The following is a 22,018-nucleotide window of genomic DNA, read 5'->3' as shown; positions in this document are numbered from 1 at the left end:
CCATTGGCGCGAACGCGACCACAGGCCTACGCGAGCGAGTCGCGCCAGGCCGTGTGCAGGGCGGCGAACCGGCCCCGCTCACCGATCAGCTCCTCGGGGGAGCCGTCCTCCACCACAATGCCACCATCGAGCACCAGCACGCGGTCCGCGATCAGGACCGTGGACAGCCGGTGGGCGATGATGAACGCCGTCCGGTCGGCCAGCACGGTCTCCAGTGCTGCCTGCACGGCGCGTTCGGTGGGCACGTCCAAGGACGATGTTGCCTCATCCAGGACCAGTACGGCGGGATCCGCGAGAAACGCGCGGGCGAACGCCACCATCTGCCGCTGTCCTGCGGACAAACGGCCGCCTCGCTTGCGCACGTCGGTGTCGTAGCCGTCGGGCAGGGCGCAGATGAACTCGTGCGCGCCCACCTCCGCCGCCGCGGCCTCGACCTCGGCGCGGGAGGCCGATGGACGGCCCAGGGCGATGTTGTCCGCCACCGAGCCGGAGAACAGGAAGTTCTCCTGCGTCACCATCACGACGGCCCGGCGCAGGTCCGTGTCCGCCACCGAACGCAGGTCCACGCCGTCGAGCCGCACCGCGCCCGACGACGCGTCGTAGAACCGCGCCACCAGCTTCGCGAGCGTGGTCTTGCCGGCGCCGGTCGCGCCCACCAGCGCCACCGTCTGACCGGCCGGCACGTCCAGCGAGAACGGTGGCAGCACCAGCTTCGCCGTGCCGGGGTAGCGGAACTCGACGCCGTCGAACGCGACCGCGCCCCGCGCGTGCGGCAGCGCCACCGGTGCGGCCGGCTCGGGGACGGACGGCTCCTCCTCCAGCAGGCCGGAGATCTTCTCCAGCGCCGCCGTGGCCGAGGAGTACGAGTTCGCGAACATCGCCAGCTCGTCGAACGGGTCGTAGAACCGGCGCAGGTACAGCGTGAACGCCGCCAGCACGCCGAGCTCCATCGAACCGCCCGTCACGCGGTACGCGCCCCACGCGAGCACGACCGCCAGCGACACGTTGCCGATCACGCGGATCGTCGCGACGAACGTGGCCATCACGCCCAGGGCGTCGGTGTTCGCGTCGCGGAACTGGCCGTTGAAGCCCTTCATGATCTGCTCGTTGCGGGGCTGGCGGCGGAACGCCTGCACCGCGCGGATGCCGTTCATCGACTCCACGAACTGCACGATGATCTTCACGATCGCGCCGCGCGTGCCGCGGTAGGCGTCCATCGAGCGGCGGCGGAACCAGCGCCAGATGAAGTACGCCGGGAGGAAGCCCGCGACCACGACCGACGCCAGCGGGGCGTCGAGCCAGAGCAGGATCACCGCGATGCCCGCGACCGACAGGGCCGCGTTGAACAGGCTGTCGAGCCCCTCCTCCAGCAGGTCCTGCAACGCGTCGACGTCGCTCGTCAGCCGCGCGATGACCTTGCCGGAGGTGTAGGACTCGTGGAAGCCGACCGACAACTTCTGCGAGTGCCGGAAGATCCGGCCGCGCAGGTCCAGCAGCAGGTCCTGGCCCACCCGGCCGGAGACCCGCAGGAACGCCCAGCGCAGGAACGTCGTCAGGACCGCGCAGACCGCGTAACCGACCACGCACCACACCAGGATCATCGGCCCGCCGCCGATCGCGGCCGGGATGCCGCGGTCGATCGCGGCGGCGATCAGCAGCGGTCCCGCGAGGTTCGCGAGGTTGCCGCCGACCACCGCGGCGATCGCGAGCGACGTGCGGGCGACGTGCGGGCGCAGCAACGACCCCAGCAGCCTGCGCGACCGGGCCTGCAGGCGCAGGCCCGTCTGGTGCGAGATCTCCTCGATCTCCTCGGCGGCGACGCCGCGCCACTCCTCTTCCTCCGCCGCCGGCTGAACGGTCGCCGAGCTCACGACGCCACCTCCTCTTCCACCTTGTCCTCGGCGTCCACACTGGACAGCAGGCGCCGGTACTCTTCGTTGTGCTCCAACAGTTCCCGGTGCGAGCCGAAGGCGGCGATCCTGCCGTCGACGAGCATCGCGACCCGGTCGGCCAGCTGCACGGTCGACGGCCGGTGCGCCACGACCAGCGCCGTGACACCGCGCAGCACCCGGCGCAGCGCCGCCTCCACCTCGGCCTCGGTGTGGACGTCGAGCGCCGACAGCGGGTCGTCGAGCACCAGCACCGCCGGGCGGCCGACGACCGCGCGGGCGAGCGCCAGCCGTTGCCGCTGACCACCGGACAGCGACAGGCCCTGCTCGCCGATGCGCGTCGCGAGGCCCCAGGGGAGCGCGTCCACGAACTCCTCGGCCTTGGCCACCCGCAACGCCTCGCGCACCCGGTCCTCGTCGACGTCGGGCACGCCCAGCGCCACGTTCTCGGTCACCGACGCGGAGAACAGCACGGGCTCCTCGAACGCCGTGCCGACCGCCGTGCGCAGGTCCTCGAGCGACAGGTCCCGCACGTCGACGCCATCGAGCGTGATCCGCCCGCCCGTCACGTCGGCCAGCCGCGGCACCAGTGCCGTCAGCGTCGTCTTGCCCGACCCGGTCGCGCCCACCAGCGCCACCGTCTCGCCGGGCCGCAGGTCGAGGTCGACGCCCTTGAGCACCTCGCGGCCGTCCTCGAACGCGAACCGCACGCCCTCGAAACGCACGTGCCCGCGCAGCGGAGTGGGCAGCGGCGCGGGCGAGGCGGGGCTGGTGATCGTCACGGGTTCGTCGACGACCTCCCAGTACCGCTCGAGAGCGGCGGCGGCCTGGTTCGTCTCGGCGAGCAGCCAGCCGATGGAGTCGATCGGCCAGCGCAGGTACGCGCTCACCGCGACGGCGGCGACCAGCGTGCCGACCGTCATCCAGCCGTTCACGATGCCGATCGCGCCGACGCCGAGCATGCCCGCGATCGACAGCTCCGGCAGCACGATCAGCACCGACCACAGCGCGGCCAGGATCGAGATCTTGTGCAGCTCGGTCGACCGCAGCTCCCGCGCCTGCGCCAGGAACCGCTTCGAGAGCTCCGGCCCGCGCCCGAACGCCTTGAGCACCCGGATGCCGAGCACCGACTCCTCGACCGTCGTGGTCAGGTCGCCGGACTGGTCCTGCGCCTTGCGCGCGACGACCTTGAACCTCGACTCGAAGAAGAACGAGATGACGATCAACGGCAGCGCACCGCACAGCGACACGACCACGAGCCACGGCGAGAGCGCCGCGATGATGCCCAGCCCGATGACGACGACCAGGCTGTTGACGATCAGGAAGATCACCGCGAACGCCACGAACCGCCGCACGGTCGTGAGGTCGTTGGTCGCGCGCGACAGCAGCTGACCGGACTGCCACCGGTCGTGGAACGCCACCGGCAGGCGCTGCAGCCGCTGGTACAGGTCGAACCGCATGCGCGCCTCGACCTCCGCCGCCGGCCGGGCGACGATCTTGCGCCGGATGTAGAACAACGCCGCCTCGCTGAGCCCGAGCGCCAGCACGCCGAGGACCAGCCACGGCAGGACCGCGGTCTCCCCGTTCTGGATCGGACCGTCGACGATGCGCTGCGTGAGCAGCGGGATGCCGAGACCGCACAGCATCGCGAGCATCGTCGCCGCCAGCACGACAGCCATCCGTGCGCGGTGCGGCCGCACGTACGGCCACAACCTCCGCAAGGTCCTGATTGTCGAGTTACGTTGATCGCTCACGCGACGAGCCCCCTCCAGGTCACCCCCCAAAGTACGAAGGACGACCTGCGTTCAGCATCCGGTTTTTCTCCTCACCGGAGCGTGCAGCCTCGACATAGGTGGAGGTCAAGGGCACGATGACCACCATGACGCGGTATCTGCGGACCGAGCAGACGATGGCGTTTCCACACGGACGGCTGATCGCCACCCGGGACGGCGCCAGCTACGTGCTGGCACCCGACGGCTGGGACCACCTGCCGGGCCCGCGCCCGCGGCACGCCTCGGCCGTCTCCCGCGAGGAGGCGGAGGACTGGTGCGAGAGCGAGGGCTGGGACCTGAACCTGCTCGACGAGGTCCCTACGACCGCTTGAACGTGACCAGCGCGACGAGCCCGTAGGCCACGGCCGCGAGCAGCGCCTCGGCGTGGTGGCGGTTCGTGAACCACGCCACCGCGGGCTCGTGCACCTTGAAGTACAGCCCGATGCCGAGCACGACCGGCCCGAGCAGGATGATCGGCCACACCGGCCGCACCCCGAACACCCACAGGACCGGCCCGGCCAGCACCAGCGACGACACGAGCGCGAGCGGCAACCCGATCAGCACGAGCAGCAGGAACGTCGACATCGACGTGCTGTCGAGCCACGACTTGAGGAAGCCCGACTCGTACGCCCACGTCCAGCCGAGCACGAGCCCCGCCCCGACGGCCATCGACAGCACGACCCGGAACAGCAGCCTGCGCCCGGCCTTACCGGTCTTCCCCGCGGTGCTCTGTTCGGTCACGCCTGCCACGGTAACGCAGGATCTCCTCCCAGCTGAACGCGGTGACCGCTCCTGCCAGTGCGAAGGAGACCGTGAGGATCGCGGTGGGAACCGGGATGATCGTGGTCATCTCGCTGTCCCAGTCGACAAGCCCCGCGAGCGCCTCCAGCACGACGATCAGCACCACCGCGGGTCCCACCACCGACCACGGCCGCGGCTGCTTGGCGAGGAACAGCTGCCAGACGTGCAGCACCGCCACCACGATGATGCTGCCCACCGGCACCGTGGGCAGCGGCCCGCCGATGACCCCGAGGATGTTCATCGTGCACGGCCGACCGTGGATGTTGTAGGCGCAGGGATGGCTGACCCCGGACATCAGGAGGAGGAAGGTCGACACCAGTCCGCCGGGAAGCCCGGCGAGGATCCCGAGTACGGCGCGGGTGAGCGGGCTCATGCGGTCCTCCGCCCCACGAACAGCGCGGCGACGGCGTACGAGACGCACGGCGCGAGCACGATCGCCGCCGCGACGACGGGCCCGCGTTCCGCCTGGTACAGGCCGAGGTACTCGCGCGACACGTGGTAGACCGCCGCGACGAGCGCCACCCACAGCACGGCGCCGGTCCCCACCACCCACCAGCCGTGCGCCTGGCGCAGGAGGCGGAACCCCGCCACGACGAGCAGCCCGGCCAGCGCCGCCCAGAGCACGAAGCCCGAGGGGACCACCAGCGGGACCGCACCGCACGGGGCACGGCCGGGTCCGCCGTTGCAATACCGCACCAACGCGTTCAGGGTCAGCAGGAACCCGCCACCGACCACAGTTCCGACGACGGCTCCCAGGGCCGTGCGCACCACCATGTGCCCAGGAATAGCGGAAGAAAGATCAGCGGGGCCCGGTCTTCACGAACCCTCCACACCACCTTCACGGCGTCCGGTGCCTGCGGTCGACGTGAGCACCGCGATCAGTGCGTAGAGCGCCGCGAACACCGCGAACCCGAGCCACGGCACGGCGAGCAGGAACACCATCGCCACCACGGCCATGAGGGTCGCGGGCACGGCCACCAGCCAGGCCCGCGACTCACCACGAGAACGCAGCAGGACGCCACCGAGGACCGCCGCCACCACCGCGAAGACCGGGACGGCCGTCACGAAGGTGCCGAGGCAGCCCCAGTCGTCGAAGGTGCAGACCGCCCCGGAGGCGATGAGCTCGAACATTCCCCACCAGGCCAGCCCGAGGAGCGCACCCACTCCGGCAGCCAGCACGACACGACGTCCCACGGCGTCAAAGCCTCACTCAGCGGTTCGACCGCACGCCCAGTAAAACGTCTTCCCACGAAGGCACGATGGGGTGGTTCTTCTTCCCCCGCTTCGGCGGAGCGTCCTTGCGGACCGGCTTCTCCGCCGCGGGTTCCTGCTCCTTCTTCACCGGCGGTGCGGCGGGGACGGGAACGGGCTCCGGTTCCGGCTGCACCTCCTGGACCGGCACGGGCTTCTCCGCCACGACGGGTGCCGGGGCGGGCGGCGGCGCCTGGGCCGGGACCGGCACGGGCGCCGGCTCCTCGGCCGCGGGGACCACGGGCACGGACGCGGGCAGCACCGGAGTCGCCTCCAAGGCCTGCCGCGCCAGTTGCGTCACCGGGCGCACCGTGCGGAGCGTCCGGTTCGGGTTCGGGTCCATCAGGTCGACCGCGGCCTCGTCGAGCGCCGTCACCGTGCCGCCCTGCGCACCCGGGTGGAACGCCCAGTGCGCGCGGTTGTCCGAGCGACCGGTCGTCCAGTGCAGCTGCACGATCCAGCGGCCGTCGTCGCCCTTCCACGAGTCCCACTTCGTGTCGGACAGGTCGTGGCCGCGCAGGCCGAACGAGTGCGCGACGACCTCGCCGAGCGTCTGCACGTCCGGGCCGTCCTCGCGGACCGGGTGCGCGCGCTGGGCCATGTCGGCCGTGCGCGAGCGCTCCAGGAGCACGGGATAGGCGAAGCGCTCGATCCGGTTCGCCGGCATGCCCGAGGCGGCGGCGACCTGCTCGATCGACTCGCCGGCGCGGATGCGGGCCTGGATCTCGCGCGGCCGCATCTGGGCCTCGCCGGACTCGATCTGCATCTGGCCGAGGCGCGCGAGGTCACCGCGCAGGGCCGCCCGAAGACGCTCGTCCGCGGGGAGCGTGAAGCGCTCGCCGCGGTTTTCGGGGTCCTCGAGGATGACGGACTTGCCGTCCTCGTCGAGCCCGATGACTCGCAGCGCTCGCATCGTGGCCTCCCTGAATTCGCACCTCGCCAGCAGACAACGTTAGGACAACGGGCCGTCCACGGGTGGGAGACTCGCCGATATCTCTACGTGATCTTGCCAGTTCACGAGGGTTGCCGCACTCCCGTTTCCGGAAGGTTCACCTGGACCACCAGCCCGCCTCCCCCGTTCGGACGAGCCCTCGCCGAGCCCCGGTGCGCCTTCGCGACGGACTGCACGATCGACAGCCCGAGACCCGATCCGGCGGTGCCGGTGCGGTCGCGCAGACGTCGGAAGGGCTCGAACAACCCGGGTACTGCCTGGGCAGGCACGGTGGGCCCGGTGTTGGTCACGACGAGGTCTTGATCAAGGCGTATCGAGACGGAACCGCCCGGCCGGTTGTAGAGGACGGCGTTGCGCAACAGGTTGCCGACGAGCTGCGCAAGAAGGACCGGATCGCCCTCCACCAGATACTTGCGGGTCTCGATCGCAAACGTGACTTTTTTCTCCGCGGCAAGTGTCTCGCAGGACGCCACTTCGTCGTCGATCACCTCGTCCAGCCACACGAGCTCACGCGAGGTGAGCCCTCGGTCGCTCTTCGCGAGCACCAGCAGCCCGTCGATGAGCTTCTCGCTGCGCTCGTTCGTGTCGAGCAGGTGCGCACCGAGGCGCCGGACCTCGTCGGAGGCGTCCGGGGCGGCCAGCGCCACCTCGATCAGCGTCCGCTGCACGGCCAGTGGCGTGCGCAGCTCGTGCGAGGCGTTCGCGACGAACCGCTTCTGGCTGTCGAACGACGACGCGAGCCGGTCGAGCATGCCGTCGAAGGTGTCGGCGAGCTCCTTGAGCTCGTCGGGCGGCCCGTCCAGCTCGATGCGCTGGTCCAGGCGCTCCGCCTCCAGCCGGTGCGCGGTCGTGGTGATCGAGTGCAGCGGCGCCAGCACCCGCCCGGCCACCACCCAGCCCAGCCAGACGGCGATCACCGCGGCGACCAGCAGCGCGATGACCGACTGCCAGAGGACGGTGTTCATCGTCTCGGCCCTGAGCTGCTCGGCCGTCACCACCAGGGTGTCGGCCGGCAGCTCCGCCGCCTCCACCGGCGCGTAGGTCTCCCCGTACGGCAGCAGCGTGTCGGCCGGGAACGCGCGCGAGACCGCCATGCCGGCGGTGGAGGGCACCCGCTCGGCGATCAGCCAGTAGTTGAGCCCGATCAGCGCGACGCCCGCGATCAGGAACACCCCGGCGTACCAGGCCGTCAGCCTGGTCCGCAGCGTCACGAGCCGAACCGGTAGCCGGCGCCGGGCACGGTCTCGATGACCTGCGGCGCGCCCAGCTTGCGGCGCAGCGTCATCACCGCCACCCGCACCGCGTTGGTGAACGGGTCGGCGTGCTCGTCCCAGGCCTTCTCCAGCAGCTCCTCCGCGCTCACCACGGTGCCCTCCGCCCGCATCAGCACCTCCAGCACCGCGAACTCCTTCGGCGAGAGCGGCAGGAACCGGCCGTTGCGCGCCGCCTGGTGCCGCGGCAGGTCGAGCGTCACGCCCGCCCGTTCGAGCACCGGTGGCAACGCGGGACGGGCCCGGCGGCCCAGCGCCTGCACGCGCGCGACCAGTTCGGCGAACGCGAACGGCTTGGTCAGGTAGTCGTCGGCGCCGAGCCCGAGGCCCGCCACCCGGTCGTCCACCTCGGCCGCCGCGGTCAGCATCAGCACCCGCGCCTCGCCACCCGACTCGTGCACGGCCTTGCAGACGTCGTCGCCGTGCACGAACGGCAGGTCGCGGTCGAGCACCACCACGTCGTAGCCGTGCACGCCCACGCGTTCCAGCGCCGCCTCGCCGTCGTAGCAGACGTCCACCGCCATCGAGAACCTGCGCAGTCCCTCGGCGATCGTGTCCGCGAGCAGCTGTTCGTCCTCGACCACCAGCACACGCATGGCGCCCATTTTCCGCGCGAGGGGCATAAGCGCCGGATAAGGGCTTTCGCTTAACGCGGTCGAATGACGGCCTCCGTAGACCTGTCGCCGTGAAGAAAACCACCGCGCTCCTCTTCGCCGCGCTGATGGCGCTGACCGCCTGCGCCAGCTTGCCGGCGGAGAACGAGCAGAAGAAGGACGACAAGGCGGACATGGTCAAGTTCGCGCAGTGCATGCGGGACAACGGCATCGAGATGCCGGACCCGCAGGGTGACGGGGGTGCCGTCACGCTGGGCATCCCCGGCAACGACGGTGACGGCGAGAAGATGTCCGCCGCCCACAACGCGTGCAAGCAGCACCTGCCCAACGGCGGCGAGTTCACGCCGCCGTCGCCGGAGGAGCAGGACAAGATGCGCCAGCAGGCGAAGTGCATGCGGGACAGGGGCTACAACTGGCCCGACCCGAAGTTCGAGGGTGGGGGCGCCGCCGGCGAGGCCATCGAGCTGCCCGACATGGAGGACGAGAAGGTCAAGCAGGACATGAAGGACTGCGGCCTGGGCGAGGGTGGCATGGTCGCGGCGAGGCCGGCCGGATGAAGCGCCGCGTGAACAGGAAGGTCGTCATCGCCGCGCTCGTCGCCGCGGTGGTGCTCGGCACCGGCGGGGTCGTGGTGCTCACGCGGATCGCGTCCCAGCAGGCGAGCGTCGCGCCGCTGCGGAACGACCCGGCGAAGACCGCGCAGGTGAAGAAGACGAACCTGGCCGACCAGCAGTCGGTCACCGGCCAGCTCGGCTTCGGCGCGGAACGGTCGCTGACCAGCCGCAAAGGTGGCACCGTCACGGCCCTGCCGAAGCAGGGCGACGTCGTCGAGCGCGGCAAGCCCGCGTTCCACTCGGACGCCAGGCCCGTGCCGCTGTTCTACGGCGAGACCCCGCTCTACCGCGACCTGGAGCCGGGCATGTCGAACGGCCCGGACGTCAGGGTGGTGGAGGAGAACCTCGCCGCGCTCGGGTTCGCCGACTTCGGCACCCCCGACGACAAGTTCACCTACTACACGGCCACCGCGCTGAAGAAGTGGCAGAAGGCCAACGGCCTCGAGCAGACCGGCGAGCTCGGCTCCGGCGACGTCGTCGTGCAGCCGGGCGCGGTCCGCGTCTCGTCGCTGACCGCCCAGCTCGGCGCGCCCGCCGGCGGCGACCTGATGAAGGTCACCGGCACCGAGCGCGCGGTGACCGTCGAGCTGGAGCAGTCGAAGCAGCGCCTCGCGAAGCAGGGCGAGAAGGTCGAGCTGTCGATCACCGGCGGCAAGCCCACCACCGGCACCACCACCTCGGTCACCCGCACCACCGGCGACCCGAACCAGGGCCAGAAGCCGAAGATCGTGCTGACGATCTCGGTCGACGACCCGAAGGCCGCCGAGGGCGTCGAGTCCGGCAGCGTCACCGCCGTCTTCACCGTGGCGAGGAAGCAGAACGTGCTCGCGGTCCCGATCGGCGCGCTGCTCGCGCTCGCCGAGGGCGGCTACGGCCTGGTCACCGACGACGGCAGGACGATCCCGGTCACCGTCGGCATCTTCGCCAAGGGCCAGGTCGAGGTGCAGGGCGAGGGCCTGCGCGAGGGCATGAAGGTGGTGACCACCGAGTGATCACCGTCGACCGCGCGAGCCGCACCTACCCCGGCGGCGTGCAGGCGTTGCGCGACGTCTCCCTGACCGTCGCCGGAGGGGAGCTGCTCGCGATCGTGGGCCCGTCCGGCTCGGGCAAGTCGACGCTGCTGCACCTGATGGGCACGCTCGACAAGCCCACGACCGGCCGCGTCGAGATCGACGGCCACGACGTGTCCTCGTTGTCGGACAACGCCTTGTCGGCACTGCGAGCCCGCACGATCGGGTTCGTGTTCCAGCAGTTCTTCCTCACCGAGGGCCTGTCCGCGATCGAGAACGTGGCCTCGGGCCTGGTCTACGCGGGCGTGCCGCGCTCGAAGCGGCGGGCCCTCGCACTGTCCGCTTTGGACAGAGTGGGTCTGCTGCACCGCGCGTTGCACAAGCCGCACGAACTGTCCGGCGGCGAACGCCAGCGCGTCGCGATCGCCCGCGCCGTCGTGAACACGCCGGGCATCCTGCTGGCCGACGAGCCGACCGGGAACCTGGACACGAAGAACGGCGCCGGGGTGCTGGAGCTGCTGGAGAGCCTCAACTCCGACGGCACGACGATCGTGATGATCACGCACGACCGGGACATCGCGGCGTGGGCGCCGCGCCGCGTCGAGGTGCGGGACGGGGTGATCGTGTGATCGACCTGCTGCTCCTGGGGTTCTTCGGCATGCGCACCCGCCCGGTCCGCGCGGTCCTGTCGGCACTCGGCATCGCGATCGGCATCGCCGCCGTGGTCGCCGTCGTCGGCATCCCCGCCTCCAGCGCGGCGGCGTTGTCGGAGAAGATGTCCAAGCTGGGCACCAACCTGCTGACCGCGGCACCCGGCCAGGACTTCTTCGGCGCCGACGCGAAGCTGCCGGAGACCGCGGTGCCGATGGCCAAGCGGATCGGCGCGGTGTCCGCGGCCAGCGCCACGGGCAAGATCAGCGCGAACGTCCGCAAGAACGACCTCGTGCCCGCGAGCGACACGCTCGGACTGCAGGTGCAGGCGGCCGAGAAGGACCTGCTGGAGGTGCTGAACGCCGAGGTCCGGCAGGGTCGCTGGCTGTCGGCGGGGGAGAAGGCTGTGGTGCTCGGGGGCACCGCCGCGTCGCGCCTCGGTGTCGACAAGCCCGGTGTGCAGCTGTGGATCGACGGCCAGTGGTTCACCGTGGTCGGCGTCCTCGGGCCGCTGCCGCTCGCACCGGAGATCGACCGGTCCGCGCTGGTCGGCTGGGACGCGGCCAAGGAGGCGTTCGGGTTCGAGGGCAACGCGAACACGGTCTACGTGCGCACGTCCCCCGACCAGGTGGACACCGTCCGCGGCCTGCTCGGCCCGACGCTGAACCCGCAGAAGTCCCACGAGGTCAAGGTTTCCCGGCCCTCGGAGGCGCTGGAGGCGCAGCAACTGGCCGAGAGCTCCTACAACGCGCTGTTCCTGGGTCTGGGCGGGGTCGCGTTGCTGGTGGGTGGCGTCGGCGTGGCGAACACGATGGTGATCTCGGTGCTGGAACGCCGCCGCGAGATCGGTCTGCGGCGGGCGCTCGGGGCGACCCGGCGGCAGGTCCGGTGGCAGTTCCTCACCGAGTCGGTGCTGCTGTCGGGGCTCGGCGGGCTGGTCGGGGTGATCGTCGGGATCGCGGTCACGGCGGGGTACTCGATCAGCCAGCGGTGGCCCGCGGCGCTGCCGTGGCCGGCCCTGCTCGGGGGAGTGGGCTCGGCCGTTCTCATCGGTGCCGTCGCCGGCGTCTACCCGGCGGTGCGGGCGGCTCGCCAGTCGCCCACGGAAGCACTCGCCTGACAAAGCCCTGGGGCGCACCGAGAACTCGTTTCGGTGCGCCCCAGGTTGCTGCTCAGCGGGTGTCAGAGCTGGCCGACGACCCAGTCGATCGCCTGCGTGAGGGTCGTGACGTCGTCCGGCTCGATGGCCGGGAACATCGCGACGCGCAGCTGGTTCTTGCCGAGCTTGCGGTACGGCTCGACGTCGACGACACCGTTGGCGCGCAACACCTTCGCGACAGTCGCGGCGTCCACGTCGTCGTTGAAGTTGATGGTGCCGACGACCTGCGAGCGGTCGGCGGCCTTCTCGACGTACGGCGTGGTGTAGGCGGTCTTCTCGGCCCAGGAGTACAGGCGGTCGCTCGAGTCCTTGGTGCGCGCGACGGCCCAGTCGAGGCCGCCGTTGCCGTTGATCCAGTCGATCTGGTGCGCCAGCAGGAACAGCGTGGCGACCGACGGCGTGTTGTAGGTCTGGTCCTTGGTGGAGTTGTCGAGCGCGGTCGGCAGCGACAGGAACTCCGGCACCCAGCGGTCCTTGAGCTCCTCGACGCGCTGCAGCGCCGCGGGCGACATGAGCGCGAGCCAGAGGCCGCCGTCGGAGGCGAACGACTTCTGCGGCGCGAAGTAGTAGACGTCGAAGTCCTCGGCCTTGACCGGCAGGCCGCCGGCGCCGGACGTGGCGTCGATCGCGATCAGCGCGCCGTCCGAGCCCTCGATGCGGGTGACGGGCATCGCGACACCGGTGGAGGTCTCGTTCTGCGCCCAGCCGACCAGGTCGGCGCCCTCGGCGAAGAAGAGCTCGGGGGCGGTGCCCGGCTCGGCCTTCGTGACCAGGGAGTCCTTCAGGAACGGCGCGGTCTGGGTGACCTTGGCGAACTTCGAGGAGAACTCGCCGTTGGTGAAGTGCTGGGCGGTCTCGCGGACCAGCCCGAACGACGCCGCGTCCCAGAAGGCGGTGGTGCCGCCGTTGCCGAGCACGACCTCGTAGCCCTCGGGGAGCTGGAACAGCTCGCGCAGTCCGGAGCGGACGCGGCCGACGAGGTTCTTGACGGGCTTCTGCCGGTGGGACGTGCCGAGCAGCGCGGCGCCCTCGGTGGCGAGGGCCTGCACGGCCTCGGGACGCACCTTGGACGGGCCGCAGCCGAAGCGGCCGTCGGACGGCTTGAGCTCGGCGGGAAGCACCAACGAGGTCGGATCGGCGGTCTGGGTCATGTGGTCACGCCTCCGGGGCGGTGGACTGTGCTGAACGGACCTGACCGGCGCCGTTGCCGGAGGTCACAGTGTTGCAGGCCGGTGGCCGGGAGATGACAGCCGGGTGTCCTGGGTCACTGCAACATGCCGCGATCCATCGCCGTGGTCACTGCCGCGGTGCGGTCCGACACCCCGAGCTTGTTGAAGACCCGCAGCAGGTGGGTCTTCACGGTCGCCTCGGAGATGAACAGCGTCCGGCCGATCTCGACGTTCGACAAGCCCTTCGCCACCAACTTGAGCACCTCGGCCTCGCGCGCCGACAGAGGCGGCGTCCTGACCTGCCCGACCACCTTCGCGACCATCGACGGAGCCAGCACGGTCTCGCCCCGCGAGGCCGCCCGGATCGCCGCGATCAGGTCCTCGGTCGTCGAGTCCTTCAGCAGGTACCCGGACGCCCCGGCTTCCACGGCGCGAAGAATGTCCGAATCCGTCTCGTAGGTCGTCAGGACCAGGACCCGGGGCCCGGTCCCGGCGATCCGGGCGGTGGCGGCCACACCGTCCATCTCGGGCATCCGCAGGTCCATCAGCACGACGTCGGGCTTCAGCGCGGCGGCCTGCTCGACGGCCTCCTGGCCCGAGCCGGCGTCGCCGACGACCTCCAGGTCGTCCGCGACGAGCATGCCGCGCAGGCCCTGCCGCACCACCGGGTGGTCGTCCACCAGCAGGATCCTGATCACAGGGGCACCTCCACCAGCACCGACGCTCCTCCGTCCGAGGACACCGACAGCGTGCCACCCACCTGTTCGAGCCGTGCGCGCATGCCCCTCAGGCCGAAGCCCTCCGGCGCGTCGCCGAAGCCGCGGCCGTCGTCGCGGACTTCCAGCGAGACCCCGTCGGCGTCGAACCTCATCACCACGTCCACCCGCGACGCCCCGGAGTGCCGGGCCACGTTCGTCAGCGCCTCCTGCACGGTCCGCAGCAGCACCACCTCCACCGACGTCGCGAGCGGCACGGGGTCGCCGATCACCCGGAACGTCGACGGCAGCGCCGTCCCGGACACCAGCCGCCGCAACGCGTCCTCCAGCGACGACCCGTCCAAAGGCGACGGTGCGTTGGAGGCGACGAGCGCGCGGGCCTCGCGGAGGTTCTCGCGCGCAGTCCGCAGGGCCAGGTCGACGTCGGGCTGCGCGCCCTGCAGCAGCGTGATGATCGACGTGAAGCCCTGCGCCAGCGTGTCGTGGATCTCCGCCGACCACCGCGCCCGCTCGGCCTCGATGGTCAGTGCCTCGATGCGGTCCAGCAGCTCACCGCGCTGCTTGTTCTGCTGCGCGATCCGGCTCACCGCCCACCCGAACGCCTGCGAGAAGCCGACGATCAGCAGCGCCGCGGGCCAGGGCAGCGCGGCGTCGGCGCCGGCCAGCCAGGTGAGGAGCTGCGGGGTGAAGACGAAGACCACCATCGGGAAGAACGCCCACGTCGCCGGCAGCACCATGTAGATCTGCGGGACCAGGCCGAACAGCGCGAACGTGGCGTTGCCGGTCAGCCAGACCGCCGGGGCCCAGAGGGCCAGCGAGCCGGCCGCGTAGACGAAACCGCGCCGGTCCTCGATCCCGGCCCTGAGCAGCCGGTTGCCGTAGGCGAGGAACCACACGCCGTTCAGGACGAGCAACCCCGCCGCCGACACCCGGTCGGCGAGGGGGTTGGCGTCCACGAGCACCAGGACGATCGTGGTGATCTGGGTCAGTGCGAAGAGCACGTACCAGGTCGTCAGCTGCTGGTGTTGCTCCACTTGAAAGTCCTGCTCACGAGCACGAGGCCCGCGATCGTCCACGCCCCGAGCACCAGCGCGACCTTCCCCAGCTCCCATGATCCCGCCGCCTCCATGACCGCGTAGCCGTCGTCCAGTGCGAACACCGAGCGGAAACCCTGACACACCCACTTGAGCGGGAAGAGCGAGCCCACGGTGCGCAGCGACTCCGGCAGAGCCGTCTGCATGATGAACACGCCGCTGAGGAACTGCAGCACGATGTACGGCAGGTTCAGCACACCCGCCGCGTTGCGGGTGTTCTTCGCGATGGCGCTCAGCGCCACGCCGATCAGCGAGCACGAGATGACGCCGAGCGTGAACACCCAGCCGAACGTGAACCACTTCTGCGCCGTCGACGGCAGCTGCACGTCGAACCGCAGCACGGCCACCGCCATCAGCAGCGCGGCCTCGACCAGGCTCGACACGAACACCAGGACGACCTTGCCGATGAAGTAGGACGCGAACGGCATCGGCGTCCCGCGCAACCGCTTGAGCGTCCCGTCCTCGCGGTCGGCGACGACGCTCATGCCGAGCCCGACGAACGACGTCGAGATGATGCCGGCGCCGATCATGCTGGCCGCGAACATCTGGCCGTGCGACGGCTCGGAGACGTAGACGGTGCCGAGCAGCAGCATCAGGATCGCCGGCAGCGACACCGTGAAGATCAGGCTTTCCTTCTGCCGGAAGAACTCCCGCAGCTCGGTCGCACCCCTCGCGAGACCGAGCGACAGCGTGGAGGGCAGGGCGGCCGCCGCGGACGAGGCCGTCTTGGACAGGACCGGCGTGGTCATTTGATCAGCTCCAGGTAGACGTCTTCCAGCGACGGACGGGTGACGGTGAGCTCGGCGAGCTCACCGTGGCGCGACAGGTCGGCGACGACCTTGGTGGGTTCGGTGGTGCGGATCTGCTGGTAGCCGCGGTCGGACAGCCACCGGACGGTGGCGTCGGCGTGCGCCCGGCCGCCGAGCGTCTGCGGTGTGCCCTCGGCGACGATCCGGCCCCCGGCGAGCACCGCCACGCGGTCGGCGAGCGCCTCGGCCTCGTCGAGGTAGTGCGTGGTCAGCAGGATCGTGGTGCCCTCGGCGGCCAGCAGCTTGATCAGGCCCCAGAACTGGCGGCGCGCCTCGGGGTCGAAGCCCGTGGTCGGCTCGTCGAGGAACACGAGCTCCGGCCTGCCGATGATGCCGAGCGCCACGTCGAGCCGCCGCCGCTGCCCGCCGGACAGCGTGCCGGCGCGCGACCTGGCCTTCTCGGTGAGCCCGACGAGGTCGATGACCTCCTCCGGGTCCCGCGGGTCCCCGTAGTACCTCGCGTAGTGCTGGACGGCTTCGCGCACGGTCAGCGTCGCGGCGTCCGTGGCGCTCTGCAGGACGATCCCGAGCTTCGCGCGCCACTCGCGGCCCGCCTTCGCCGGATCCACCCCCAGCACGCTGACCTCGCCGGCGTCGCGGCCGCGGTGCCCCTCGAGGATCTCGACGCTCGTCGTCTTGCCGGCCCCGTTCGGGCCCAGCACCGCGAACACCTCGCCGCGGGCGACGTCCAGATCCACCCCCGCCACCGCCTGGTGGCCCTTGTAGGCCTTCTCGAGGCCCCTCACCCGGATCGCGTTCATGTCGTAAATCCTGCGGTTCCGCACCCCTCCCGCGGGACGACCGCACCGCTGACCCCGGTTGTCAACCGGTCGGTGGACACGCGCTCGTGTTTCGGCCGTGTTTCCTCTCCGCGATCCAGCGCTTTCCCGTGTTAGAACGGCTCGGTGCATCTGACGCCGCATGAACGCGACAAGCTCCTCGTGCACGTCGCCGCCGACGTGGCCCGCCGCCGCCTCGAACGCGGGGTGCTCCTCAACTACCCCGAGGCCGTCGCGCTGATCACCGACCACGTGCTGGAGGGCGCGCGGGACGGCCGCACGGTCAGCGAGCTCATGGAGAGCGGGCGCACGGTGCTCGCGCCGGAGCAGGTCATGCGCGGAGTGCCGGAGATGATCGACTCGGTGCAGGTCGAGGGGACGTTCCCCGACGGCACCAAGCTCGTCACGGTGCACCACCCCATCGCGCCCTCGGCCGGTCCGGCACCGGGGGAGGTGCTCGTGGGCAGCGAACCCGTCGAGCTCAACCCCGGCCGGCCGCGCGTCACGATGACCGTCGTCAACGCCGCCGACCGGCCCGTCCAGGTCGGCTCGCACTTCCACTTCGCCTCGGTCAACACGGGGCTCGACTTCGACCGCGAGGCCGCGTTCGGCTACCGGCTCGACATCCCCGCGGGCACCGCCGTGCGGTTCGAGCCGGGAGTGGAACGCGAGGTCACGCTGGTTCCGCTGGCAGGGCTGAGGATCGTGCGGGGGTTGCAGCGATGATCGACCGCGAGCGGTACGCGGAGCTCCTCGGGCCGACGGTCGGCGACCGGATCAGGCTCGCCGACACCGACCTGTTCATCGAGGTCACCGAGGACCTCAGCCGCGGCACCGGGTCCGGCGACGAGGTGATCTTCGGCGGCGGCAAGGTGGTCCGCGAGTCGATGGGGCAGGGGGTCGCGACCCGTGCCGAGGGCGCTCCCGACCTGGTCATCACGGGTGCGGTGATCCTCGACCACTGGGGTGTCGTCAAGGCCGACGTCGGTGTGCAGGACGGGCGGATCGTCGCGATCGGCAAGGCCGGCAACCCCGACACGATGGACGGCGTCCACCCGGACCTGGTGATCGGCCCGTCCACGGAGATCCTGTCCGGCAACGGCAAGATCCTCACCGCGGGCGGCATCGACTGCCACGTGCACTTCATCTGCCCGCAGATCGTCGACGAGGCGCTGGCGTCCGGGCTGACGACGCTGGTCGGCGGCGGCACCGGTCCCGCGGAGGGCACCAAGGCCACCACGGTCACGCCCGGCGCCTGGTACCTCGACCGGATGCTCACGTCGATGGACCACATGCCGGTCAACGTCCTGTTGCTGGGCAAGGGGAACACGGTCTCGACCGAGGCTCTGGAGGAACAGCTCGCCGGCGGCGCCGGCGGGTTCAAGCTGCACGAGGACTGGGGCACCACGCCCGCCGCGATCGACGCCTGCCTGCGGGTGGCGGACGCGTCCGGCGTGCAGGTCGCGATCCACACGGACACGTTGAACGAGGCCGGGTTCCTGGAGTCCACAGTGGACGCCATCGGTGGCCGGTCGATCAACGCCTACCACTCCGAGGGCGCCGGCGGCGGGCACGCGCCGGACATCATTCGGGTCGTCTCGCTGCCGAACGTGCTGCCGTCGTCGACGAACCCGACCCGCCCGCACACCGTCAACACGCTCGAGGAGCACCTCGACATGCTGATGGTCTGCCACCACCTCAACCCGTCGGTGCCGGAGGACCTGGCGTTCGCCGAGTCGCGGATCAGGCCGACCACGATCGCCGCCGAGGACCTGCTGCACGACCTCGGCGCGATCTCGATGATCTCGTCGGACTCGCAGGCGATGGGCCGCGTCGGCGAGGTGATCATCCGGACCTGGCAGACCGCGCACGTCATGGCGTCGCGGCGCACGCTCGACGACAACCTGCGGGCGCGCCGGTACGTCGCCAAGTACACGATCAACCCGGCCATCGCGCACGGCATCGCCGACGAGGTCGGGTCGGTCGAGCCCGGCAAGCTCGCGGACCTGGTGCTGTGGGAGCCGAAGTTCTTCGGCGTGCGGCCGTCGGTGGTGCTCAAGGGCGGTTTCATCGCGTGGGGTCAGATGGGCGACGCCAACGCCTCGATCCCGACGCCACAACCGGTGTGGGCGCGGCCGATGTTCGGTGCGACGGCGGGGGCGGCTTCCTCGGTGTTCTTCGTGGCGCCGCAGGCGATCGACGCCGGCATCGCCGACCGGTACGCGCGGCGGGTGCTGCCGGTGACCAACACCCGTTCGGTCACCAAGGCGGACATGGTCCTCAACGACGCGATGCCCGACGTGCGCGTCGACCCGGACAGCTTCGCCGTGCACGTCGACGGTGACCTGGTCGAACCGGCGCCGGTCGCCGAGCTGCCGATGGCCCAGCGGTACTTCCTGTTCTGATGCTGACCGCGCTGATCCTCGCCGACTCCCGGTTCCCCGGCGGCGGCCACGTGCACTCCGGCGGCCTGGAGGAGACCGCCGCGCGCGGTCTCGTGCGCGACGAGCCGACGCTGGAGTCGTTCCTGCGCGGGCGGTTGCTCGGCGCCGGACTGCTGGCGGCGGGGTTCGCGGCCGCGGCGGCGCGCGGCGAGGACCTGGCCGTGCTGGACGCGGAGCTCGACGCCCGCACCCCGTCGCCCGCCCAGCGCGAGGCGTCGCGGGCGCAGGGACGCGGCATGCTGCGGGCCGCCCGGCGGGCCTGGCCGTCGCCGCGGCTGGACTCGCTGCCGCGCGACCCGCACCAGCCGCTGGTGATCGGCGTGCTGGTCGGTGAGGCTTTCGAAGCGGCGCTGACCTGCGCTTATCTCGCTGTCAGCGGCCCGGCGTCGGCGGCGGTGCGGCTGCTCGGGCTGGACCCGTTCGGGGTCAACGCGATCGTGGCGTCGCTCGACGTCGAGGAAGTCGCCGCGCGGGCGTGCGAGGAGCTGCCCGCGCTCGGTTCCCCTGCCTTGGACCTCTTGGCAGAGGCACATGTTCGTCGCGAAGGGGTGCGTCTCTTTGGGAGCTAACCACGGGCCTGATCCGCACGACCACCACCACGGCAAGGCGCCGCGCATCGGCATCGGCGGTCCCGTCGGCAGCGGCAAGACCGCGCTGACGGCGGCGCTCTGCCGGGCGTTGGGCGCTCAGCTGGAGCTGGCGGTCGTCACCAACGACATCTACACGACCGAGGACGCCGACTTCCTGCGCCGCGCGGGCGTGCTCGACCCGGCGCGCATCGAGGCCGTGCAGACGGGCTGCTGCCCGCACACCGCGATCCGCGACGACATCACCGCGAACCTCGACGCCGTCGAACGCCTGGAGCACCGCTACCCGGCGCTGGACATGGTGATCATCGAGAGCGGCGGCGACAACCTGACCGCGGTGTTCTCCCGCGGCCTCGTCGACCGGCAGATCTTCGTCGTCGACGTCGCGGGCGGCGACAAGGTGCCGCGCAAGGGCGGCCCCGGCGTCACGACCGCCGACCTGCTGGTGATCAACAAGATCGACCTGGCGCCGTTCGTCGGCGCCGACATGGACGTGATGATCTCCGACGCCCACCGCATGCGCGGTGAGCTGCCGGTGATCGCCCAGTCGCTCGTCGAGACCCCGGAGGCGCCCGAGGTCGCGAAGTGGGTGCTGGCCCAGCTGTGAGGGCGTCGGCTCGGCTGGTCGTCACGCGGGACCCGCACGGCAACAGCGTCGTGCGGGTCCTGCGCTCGCAGTCACCCCTGACCCTGGTGCCGCACCGCCGCACGGGACCCGTTGCGCTGGTGCACCTGGTCTCGTCGGTGACGGCACCCCTGGGCGGCGATTCGTTGTCGCTGACCGTCGAGGTGGGACCGGGCGCCTGCCTGGAACTGCGCGGCGTGGCGGCGACCCTGCTGCTGCCCGGCGCGTCCGGCGAGGCGTCCACGTCCGAGGTCCGGTTCCTGGTCGAGGGGTCGGTCCGCTACCTGCCCGAGCCGACGGTCGTGACGGGCCGCGCCCGCCACACCGCCGTCGTCGAGGCCGAATTGGACGGTGCCGCGCAGTTGCGGACCCGCGAGGTCCTCGTCCTCGGCCGCGTCGGTGAGACACCCGGCGCGCTTTCCACGTCGATGCGCGCAACCCGTTGCGGCAAGCCGTTGTTGCACCAGCGGCTCGCGGTGGGCGACCCCGTGTTCGGCGCGTCCGCGGCCGGCCTCGCGGGCAAGCGCGTGATCGGCACCGAGCTGCTCCTGGACGCCGTCGACCGCCCGCCCGGCGGCGGCGAGTGGTGGAGCTCGGTTCCGTTGGCAGCAGGCGGAACCCTTGCCACCGCACTGGGGGACGACGTGGTGACGGTCACACGGCGGCTCGACGCCATCTGACTCGATCACGGACTCGATCCAGATCGTTCAAACCACGGAAAGTCACCGTTCAGGTGGGCGTCATCACCGCGCAGGCGGTTTCGGGATCCGTTCGCCGTGCGTATGGTCGCGGGTCCAGGGACCACGAGTTCTGCCGCCGCTTGGAGGTTCGCCGATGACGGAGACCACGAACATCGCACTACCGGCGATGCGCGTGTCCTACGAGCAGGGCTCGCTGAGCGAGTCGGAGCTTGCCGCCACCTGGCACGACCAGCTCCAGCTGTGGCTGGACCAGGCCTCCGGAGCCGGCCTGCCCGAGCCCAACGCGATGGTGCTCGCGACCACGGACGTGAAGGGCCGCCCGTCGTCGCGCACGGTGCTGGCCAAGGGCCTCGACGCCCGCGGCCTGGTGTTCTTCACCAACTACACGTCGAACAAGTCGCACGACCTGATGGCCACCCGCTTCGCGTCGGCCACGTTCCCGTGGTTCGCGATGCAGCGCCAGGCGCACGTGCGCGGCGTGGTGGAGAAGGTCGGTCCCGTGGAGACGGCGGAGTACTGGAACTCCCGGCCGCGCGGGTCGCAGATCGGTGCCTGGGCTTCGCCGCAGTCGCGGGTCGTCACCGGGCGGTCCACTTTGGAGTCCGCGCTGCACAAGATCGAGCGGCAGTTCGCCGACACCGAGCGGATTCCCGTACCGCCGCACTGGGGCGGGTGGCGGATCCGGCCCGAAGAGGTCGAGTTCTGGCAGGGGCGGCGGGATCGGATGCACGACCGGCTGCGGTTCCGGCTCGGGCGGGACGGGTGGGCACTGGAGCGGGTTGCTCCGTAGGTTTTGGCTTTTGAGTGGGGCGCTTCCTGTGGGCGGGAGGCGCCCCTTTTTGGTTCCAGCGTGGTTGTGTCTTGCGGGCGGGTGCCTGTTCCGGCGTGGGCGTGCAACTCGGACGAAAGACCTGGGTTCCATCGCCGCTCCGCGACGATCCGCGATTGGGGCTTGACTTCGGGGCCCTTGCGAGGCGCTGTGGTCGGCCGGAAAAGGCCGGACGCTTCGCGACCGGCCGAGCCCGCTAGGGGTAGCACCTCGCACCCGAAGTCAAGCCCCAATCGCCGAAACACGGGTGGGTTCACCGGCTCTAGTCGGCGTGAGGGGTG

At 71.0% G+C, this 22,018-nt stretch carries 25 protein-coding genes; 11 read left to right on the top strand and 14 right to left on the bottom strand.

The genetic code is table 11. The annotated features are described in order from the left end of the window. Positions 1 to 26: 26 nt before the first annotated feature. Positions 27 to 1,871, bottom strand: coding sequence for an ABC transporter ATP-binding protein (locus ACFWGZ_RS24850; protein WP_382453968.1), 1,845 nt, complete (start codon positions 1,869 to 1,871; stop codon positions 27 to 29). Beyond that, positions 1,868 to 3,610, bottom strand: a complete 1,743-nt coding sequence (locus ACFWGZ_RS24845) for an ABC transporter ATP-binding protein (protein ID WP_382453967.1) — start codon at positions 3,608 to 3,610, stop codon at positions 1,868 to 1,870. Before ACFWGZ_RS24845 ends, ACFWGZ_RS24850 begins: the two co-directional genes overlap by 4 nt. 158 nt (positions 3,611 to 3,768) lie before the next feature. Between ACFWGZ_RS24845 and ACFWGZ_RS24840 the strand changes: the two genes are divergently transcribed. Continuing rightward, the gene (locus ACFWGZ_RS24840; RefSeq protein WP_382453966.1) at positions 3,769 to 3,993 is read left to right on the top strand and encodes a hypothetical protein; all 225 of its coding nucleotides are present in this window, start codon (positions 3,769 to 3,771) and stop codon (positions 3,991 to 3,993) included. On the opposite strand, the gene ACFWGZ_RS24835 is transcribed toward ACFWGZ_RS24840, so the two are convergent. From ACFWGZ_RS24835 to ACFWGZ_RS24805, 7 genes are all read right to left on the bottom strand, one after another. Beyond that, entirely contained in the window at positions 3,980 to 4,402 is a 423-nt protein-coding gene (locus ACFWGZ_RS24835; RefSeq protein ID WP_382453965.1) for a hypothetical protein, read from the bottom strand. The two genes, ACFWGZ_RS24840 and ACFWGZ_RS24835, sit on opposite strands and share 14 nt — an antisense overlap. Continuing rightward, entirely contained in the window at positions 4,368 to 4,835 is a 468-nt protein-coding gene (locus tag ACFWGZ_RS24830; RefSeq protein WP_382453964.1) for a hypothetical protein, read from the bottom strand. Before ACFWGZ_RS24830 ends, ACFWGZ_RS24835 begins: the two co-directional genes overlap by 35 nt. Beyond that, positions 4,832 to 5,236 carry a hypothetical protein gene (locus ACFWGZ_RS24825; RefSeq protein ID WP_382453963.1) on the bottom strand — a complete coding sequence of 135 codons (405 nt, stop codon included), beginning with the start codon at positions 5,234 to 5,236 and terminating at the stop codon, positions 4,832 to 4,834. The genes ACFWGZ_RS24830 and ACFWGZ_RS24825 overlap by 4 nt, the downstream gene beginning before the upstream one ends. Before the next feature lie 42 nt (positions 5,237 to 5,278). Next, a complete protein-coding gene (locus ACFWGZ_RS24820; protein ID WP_382453962.1) occupies positions 5,279 to 5,656 on the bottom strand; it encodes a hypothetical protein in 378 nt (125 codons plus the stop codon). Between the two features lie 16 nt (positions 5,657 to 5,672). Continuing rightward, positions 5,673 to 6,626 carry a septation protein SepH gene (sepH, locus tag ACFWGZ_RS24815; protein WP_382453961.1) on the bottom strand — a complete coding sequence of 318 codons (954 nt, stop codon included), beginning with the start codon at positions 6,624 to 6,626 and terminating at the stop codon, positions 5,673 to 5,675. A gap of 101 nt (positions 6,627 to 6,727) precedes the next feature. After that, entirely contained in the window at positions 6,728 to 7,876 is a 1,149-nt protein-coding gene (locus ACFWGZ_RS24810; RefSeq protein ID WP_382453960.1) for a sensor histidine kinase, read from the bottom strand. After that, entirely contained in the window at positions 7,873 to 8,532 is a 660-nt protein-coding gene (locus ACFWGZ_RS24805) for a response regulator transcription factor (protein ID WP_382453959.1), read from the bottom strand. Before ACFWGZ_RS24805 ends, ACFWGZ_RS24810 begins: the two co-directional genes overlap by 4 nt. A gap of 89 nt (positions 8,533 to 8,621) precedes the next feature. Between ACFWGZ_RS24805 and ACFWGZ_RS24800 the strand changes: the two genes are divergently transcribed. The 4 genes from ACFWGZ_RS24800 to ACFWGZ_RS24785 are packed head-to-tail and all read left to right on the top strand — an operon-like array spanning position 8,622 to position 11,945. Next, the gene (locus ACFWGZ_RS24800; RefSeq protein ID WP_382453958.1) at positions 8,622 to 9,107 is read left to right on the top strand and encodes a hypothetical protein; all 486 of its coding nucleotides are present in this window, start codon (positions 8,622 to 8,624) and stop codon (positions 9,105 to 9,107) included. A gap of 8 nt (positions 9,108 to 9,115) precedes the next feature. Beyond that, positions 9,116 to 10,156, top strand: coding sequence for a peptidoglycan-binding protein (locus ACFWGZ_RS24795; RefSeq protein WP_382453957.1), 1,041 nt, complete (start codon positions 9,116 to 9,118; stop codon positions 10,154 to 10,156). Beyond that, positions 10,153 to 10,803, top strand: coding sequence for an ABC transporter ATP-binding protein (locus ACFWGZ_RS24790; RefSeq protein ID WP_382453956.1), 651 nt, complete (start codon positions 10,153 to 10,155; stop codon positions 10,801 to 10,803). Before ACFWGZ_RS24795 ends, ACFWGZ_RS24790 begins: the two co-directional genes overlap by 4 nt. Positions 10,804 to 10,832: 29 nt before the next feature. Further along, entirely contained in the window at positions 10,833 to 11,945 is a 1,113-nt protein-coding gene (locus ACFWGZ_RS24785; RefSeq protein ID WP_382453970.1) for an ABC transporter permease, read from the top strand. 62 nt (positions 11,946 to 12,007) lie between these two features. On the opposite strand, the gene serC is transcribed toward ACFWGZ_RS24785, so the two are convergent. The 5 genes from serC to ACFWGZ_RS24760 all read right to left on the bottom strand — a co-directional run bounded on the left by serC (position 12,008) and on the right by ACFWGZ_RS24760 (position 16,533). Continuing rightward, positions 12,008 to 13,135, bottom strand: a complete 1,128-nt coding sequence (gene serC, locus ACFWGZ_RS24780) for a phosphoserine transaminase (protein ID WP_382453955.1) — start codon at positions 13,133 to 13,135, stop codon at positions 12,008 to 12,010. Positions 13,136 to 13,248: 113 nt separating this feature from the next. Then, positions 13,249 to 13,851 carry a response regulator gene (locus ACFWGZ_RS24775; protein ID WP_382453954.1) on the bottom strand — a complete coding sequence of 201 codons (603 nt, stop codon included), beginning with the start codon at positions 13,849 to 13,851 and terminating at the stop codon, positions 13,249 to 13,251. After that, entirely contained in the window at positions 13,848 to 14,903 is a 1,056-nt protein-coding gene (locus ACFWGZ_RS24770) for a sensor histidine kinase (RefSeq protein WP_382453953.1), read from the bottom strand. Before ACFWGZ_RS24770 ends, ACFWGZ_RS24775 begins: the two co-directional genes overlap by 4 nt. Next, on the bottom strand, positions 14,882 to 15,712 hold the full coding sequence (locus ACFWGZ_RS24765; RefSeq protein ID WP_382453952.1) for an ABC transporter permease: 831 nt from the start codon (positions 15,710 to 15,712) through the stop codon (positions 14,882 to 14,884). Before ACFWGZ_RS24765 ends, ACFWGZ_RS24770 begins: the two co-directional genes overlap by 22 nt. Next, on the bottom strand, positions 15,709 to 16,533 hold the full coding sequence (locus ACFWGZ_RS24760; protein WP_382453951.1) for an ABC transporter ATP-binding protein: 825 nt from the start codon (positions 16,531 to 16,533) through the stop codon (positions 15,709 to 15,711). The genes ACFWGZ_RS24765 and ACFWGZ_RS24760 overlap by 4 nt, the downstream gene beginning before the upstream one ends. 144 nt (positions 16,534 to 16,677) lie before the next feature. Between ACFWGZ_RS24760 and ACFWGZ_RS24755 the strand changes: the two genes are divergently transcribed. The 6 genes from ACFWGZ_RS24755 to pdxH all read left to right on the top strand — a co-directional run bounded on the left by ACFWGZ_RS24755 (position 16,678) and on the right by pdxH (position 21,698). Further along, positions 16,678 to 17,277 (top strand): urease subunit gamma, encoded by a 600-nt coding sequence (locus ACFWGZ_RS24755; RefSeq protein ID WP_382453950.1) that lies wholly within the window; start codon positions 16,678 to 16,680, stop codon positions 17,275 to 17,277. Next, on the top strand, positions 17,274 to 18,956 hold the full coding sequence (locus tag ACFWGZ_RS24750; RefSeq protein WP_382453949.1) for an urease subunit alpha: 1,683 nt from the start codon (positions 17,274 to 17,276) through the stop codon (positions 18,954 to 18,956). Before ACFWGZ_RS24755 ends, ACFWGZ_RS24750 begins: the two co-directional genes overlap by 4 nt. Next, positions 18,953 to 19,564 carry an urease accessory protein UreF gene (locus ACFWGZ_RS24745; protein ID WP_382453969.1) on the top strand — a complete coding sequence of 204 codons (612 nt, stop codon included), beginning with the start codon at positions 18,953 to 18,955 and terminating at the stop codon, positions 19,562 to 19,564. Before ACFWGZ_RS24750 ends, ACFWGZ_RS24745 begins: the two co-directional genes overlap by 4 nt. Next, entirely contained in the window at positions 19,527 to 20,189 is a 663-nt protein-coding gene (gene ureG, locus ACFWGZ_RS24740; RefSeq protein ID WP_382453948.1) for an urease accessory protein UreG, read from the top strand. Before ACFWGZ_RS24745 ends, ureG begins: the two co-directional genes overlap by 38 nt. Beyond that, positions 20,186 to 20,887 carry an urease accessory protein UreD gene (locus tag ACFWGZ_RS24735; protein ID WP_382453947.1) on the top strand — a complete coding sequence of 234 codons (702 nt, stop codon included), beginning with the start codon at positions 20,186 to 20,188 and terminating at the stop codon, positions 20,885 to 20,887. The genes ureG and ACFWGZ_RS24735 overlap by 4 nt, the downstream gene beginning before the upstream one ends. Before the next feature lie 154 nt (positions 20,888 to 21,041). After that, on the top strand, positions 21,042 to 21,698 hold the full coding sequence (pdxH, locus tag ACFWGZ_RS24730; protein ID WP_382453946.1) for a pyridoxamine 5'-phosphate oxidase: 657 nt from the start codon (positions 21,042 to 21,044) through the stop codon (positions 21,696 to 21,698). Positions 21,699 to 22,018: the final 320 nt, after the last annotated feature.

Origin of the sequence: Lentzea sp. NPDC060358 (assembly GCF_042725365.1) — a bacterium.
In the GTDB taxonomy this organism is placed as follows: domain Bacteria; phylum Actinomycetota; class Actinomycetes; order Mycobacteriales; family Pseudonocardiaceae; genus Lentzea.
The sequence above is the reverse complement of the archived record's forward strand: the minus strand, read 5'-3'. Positions and strand labels throughout refer to the sequence as shown.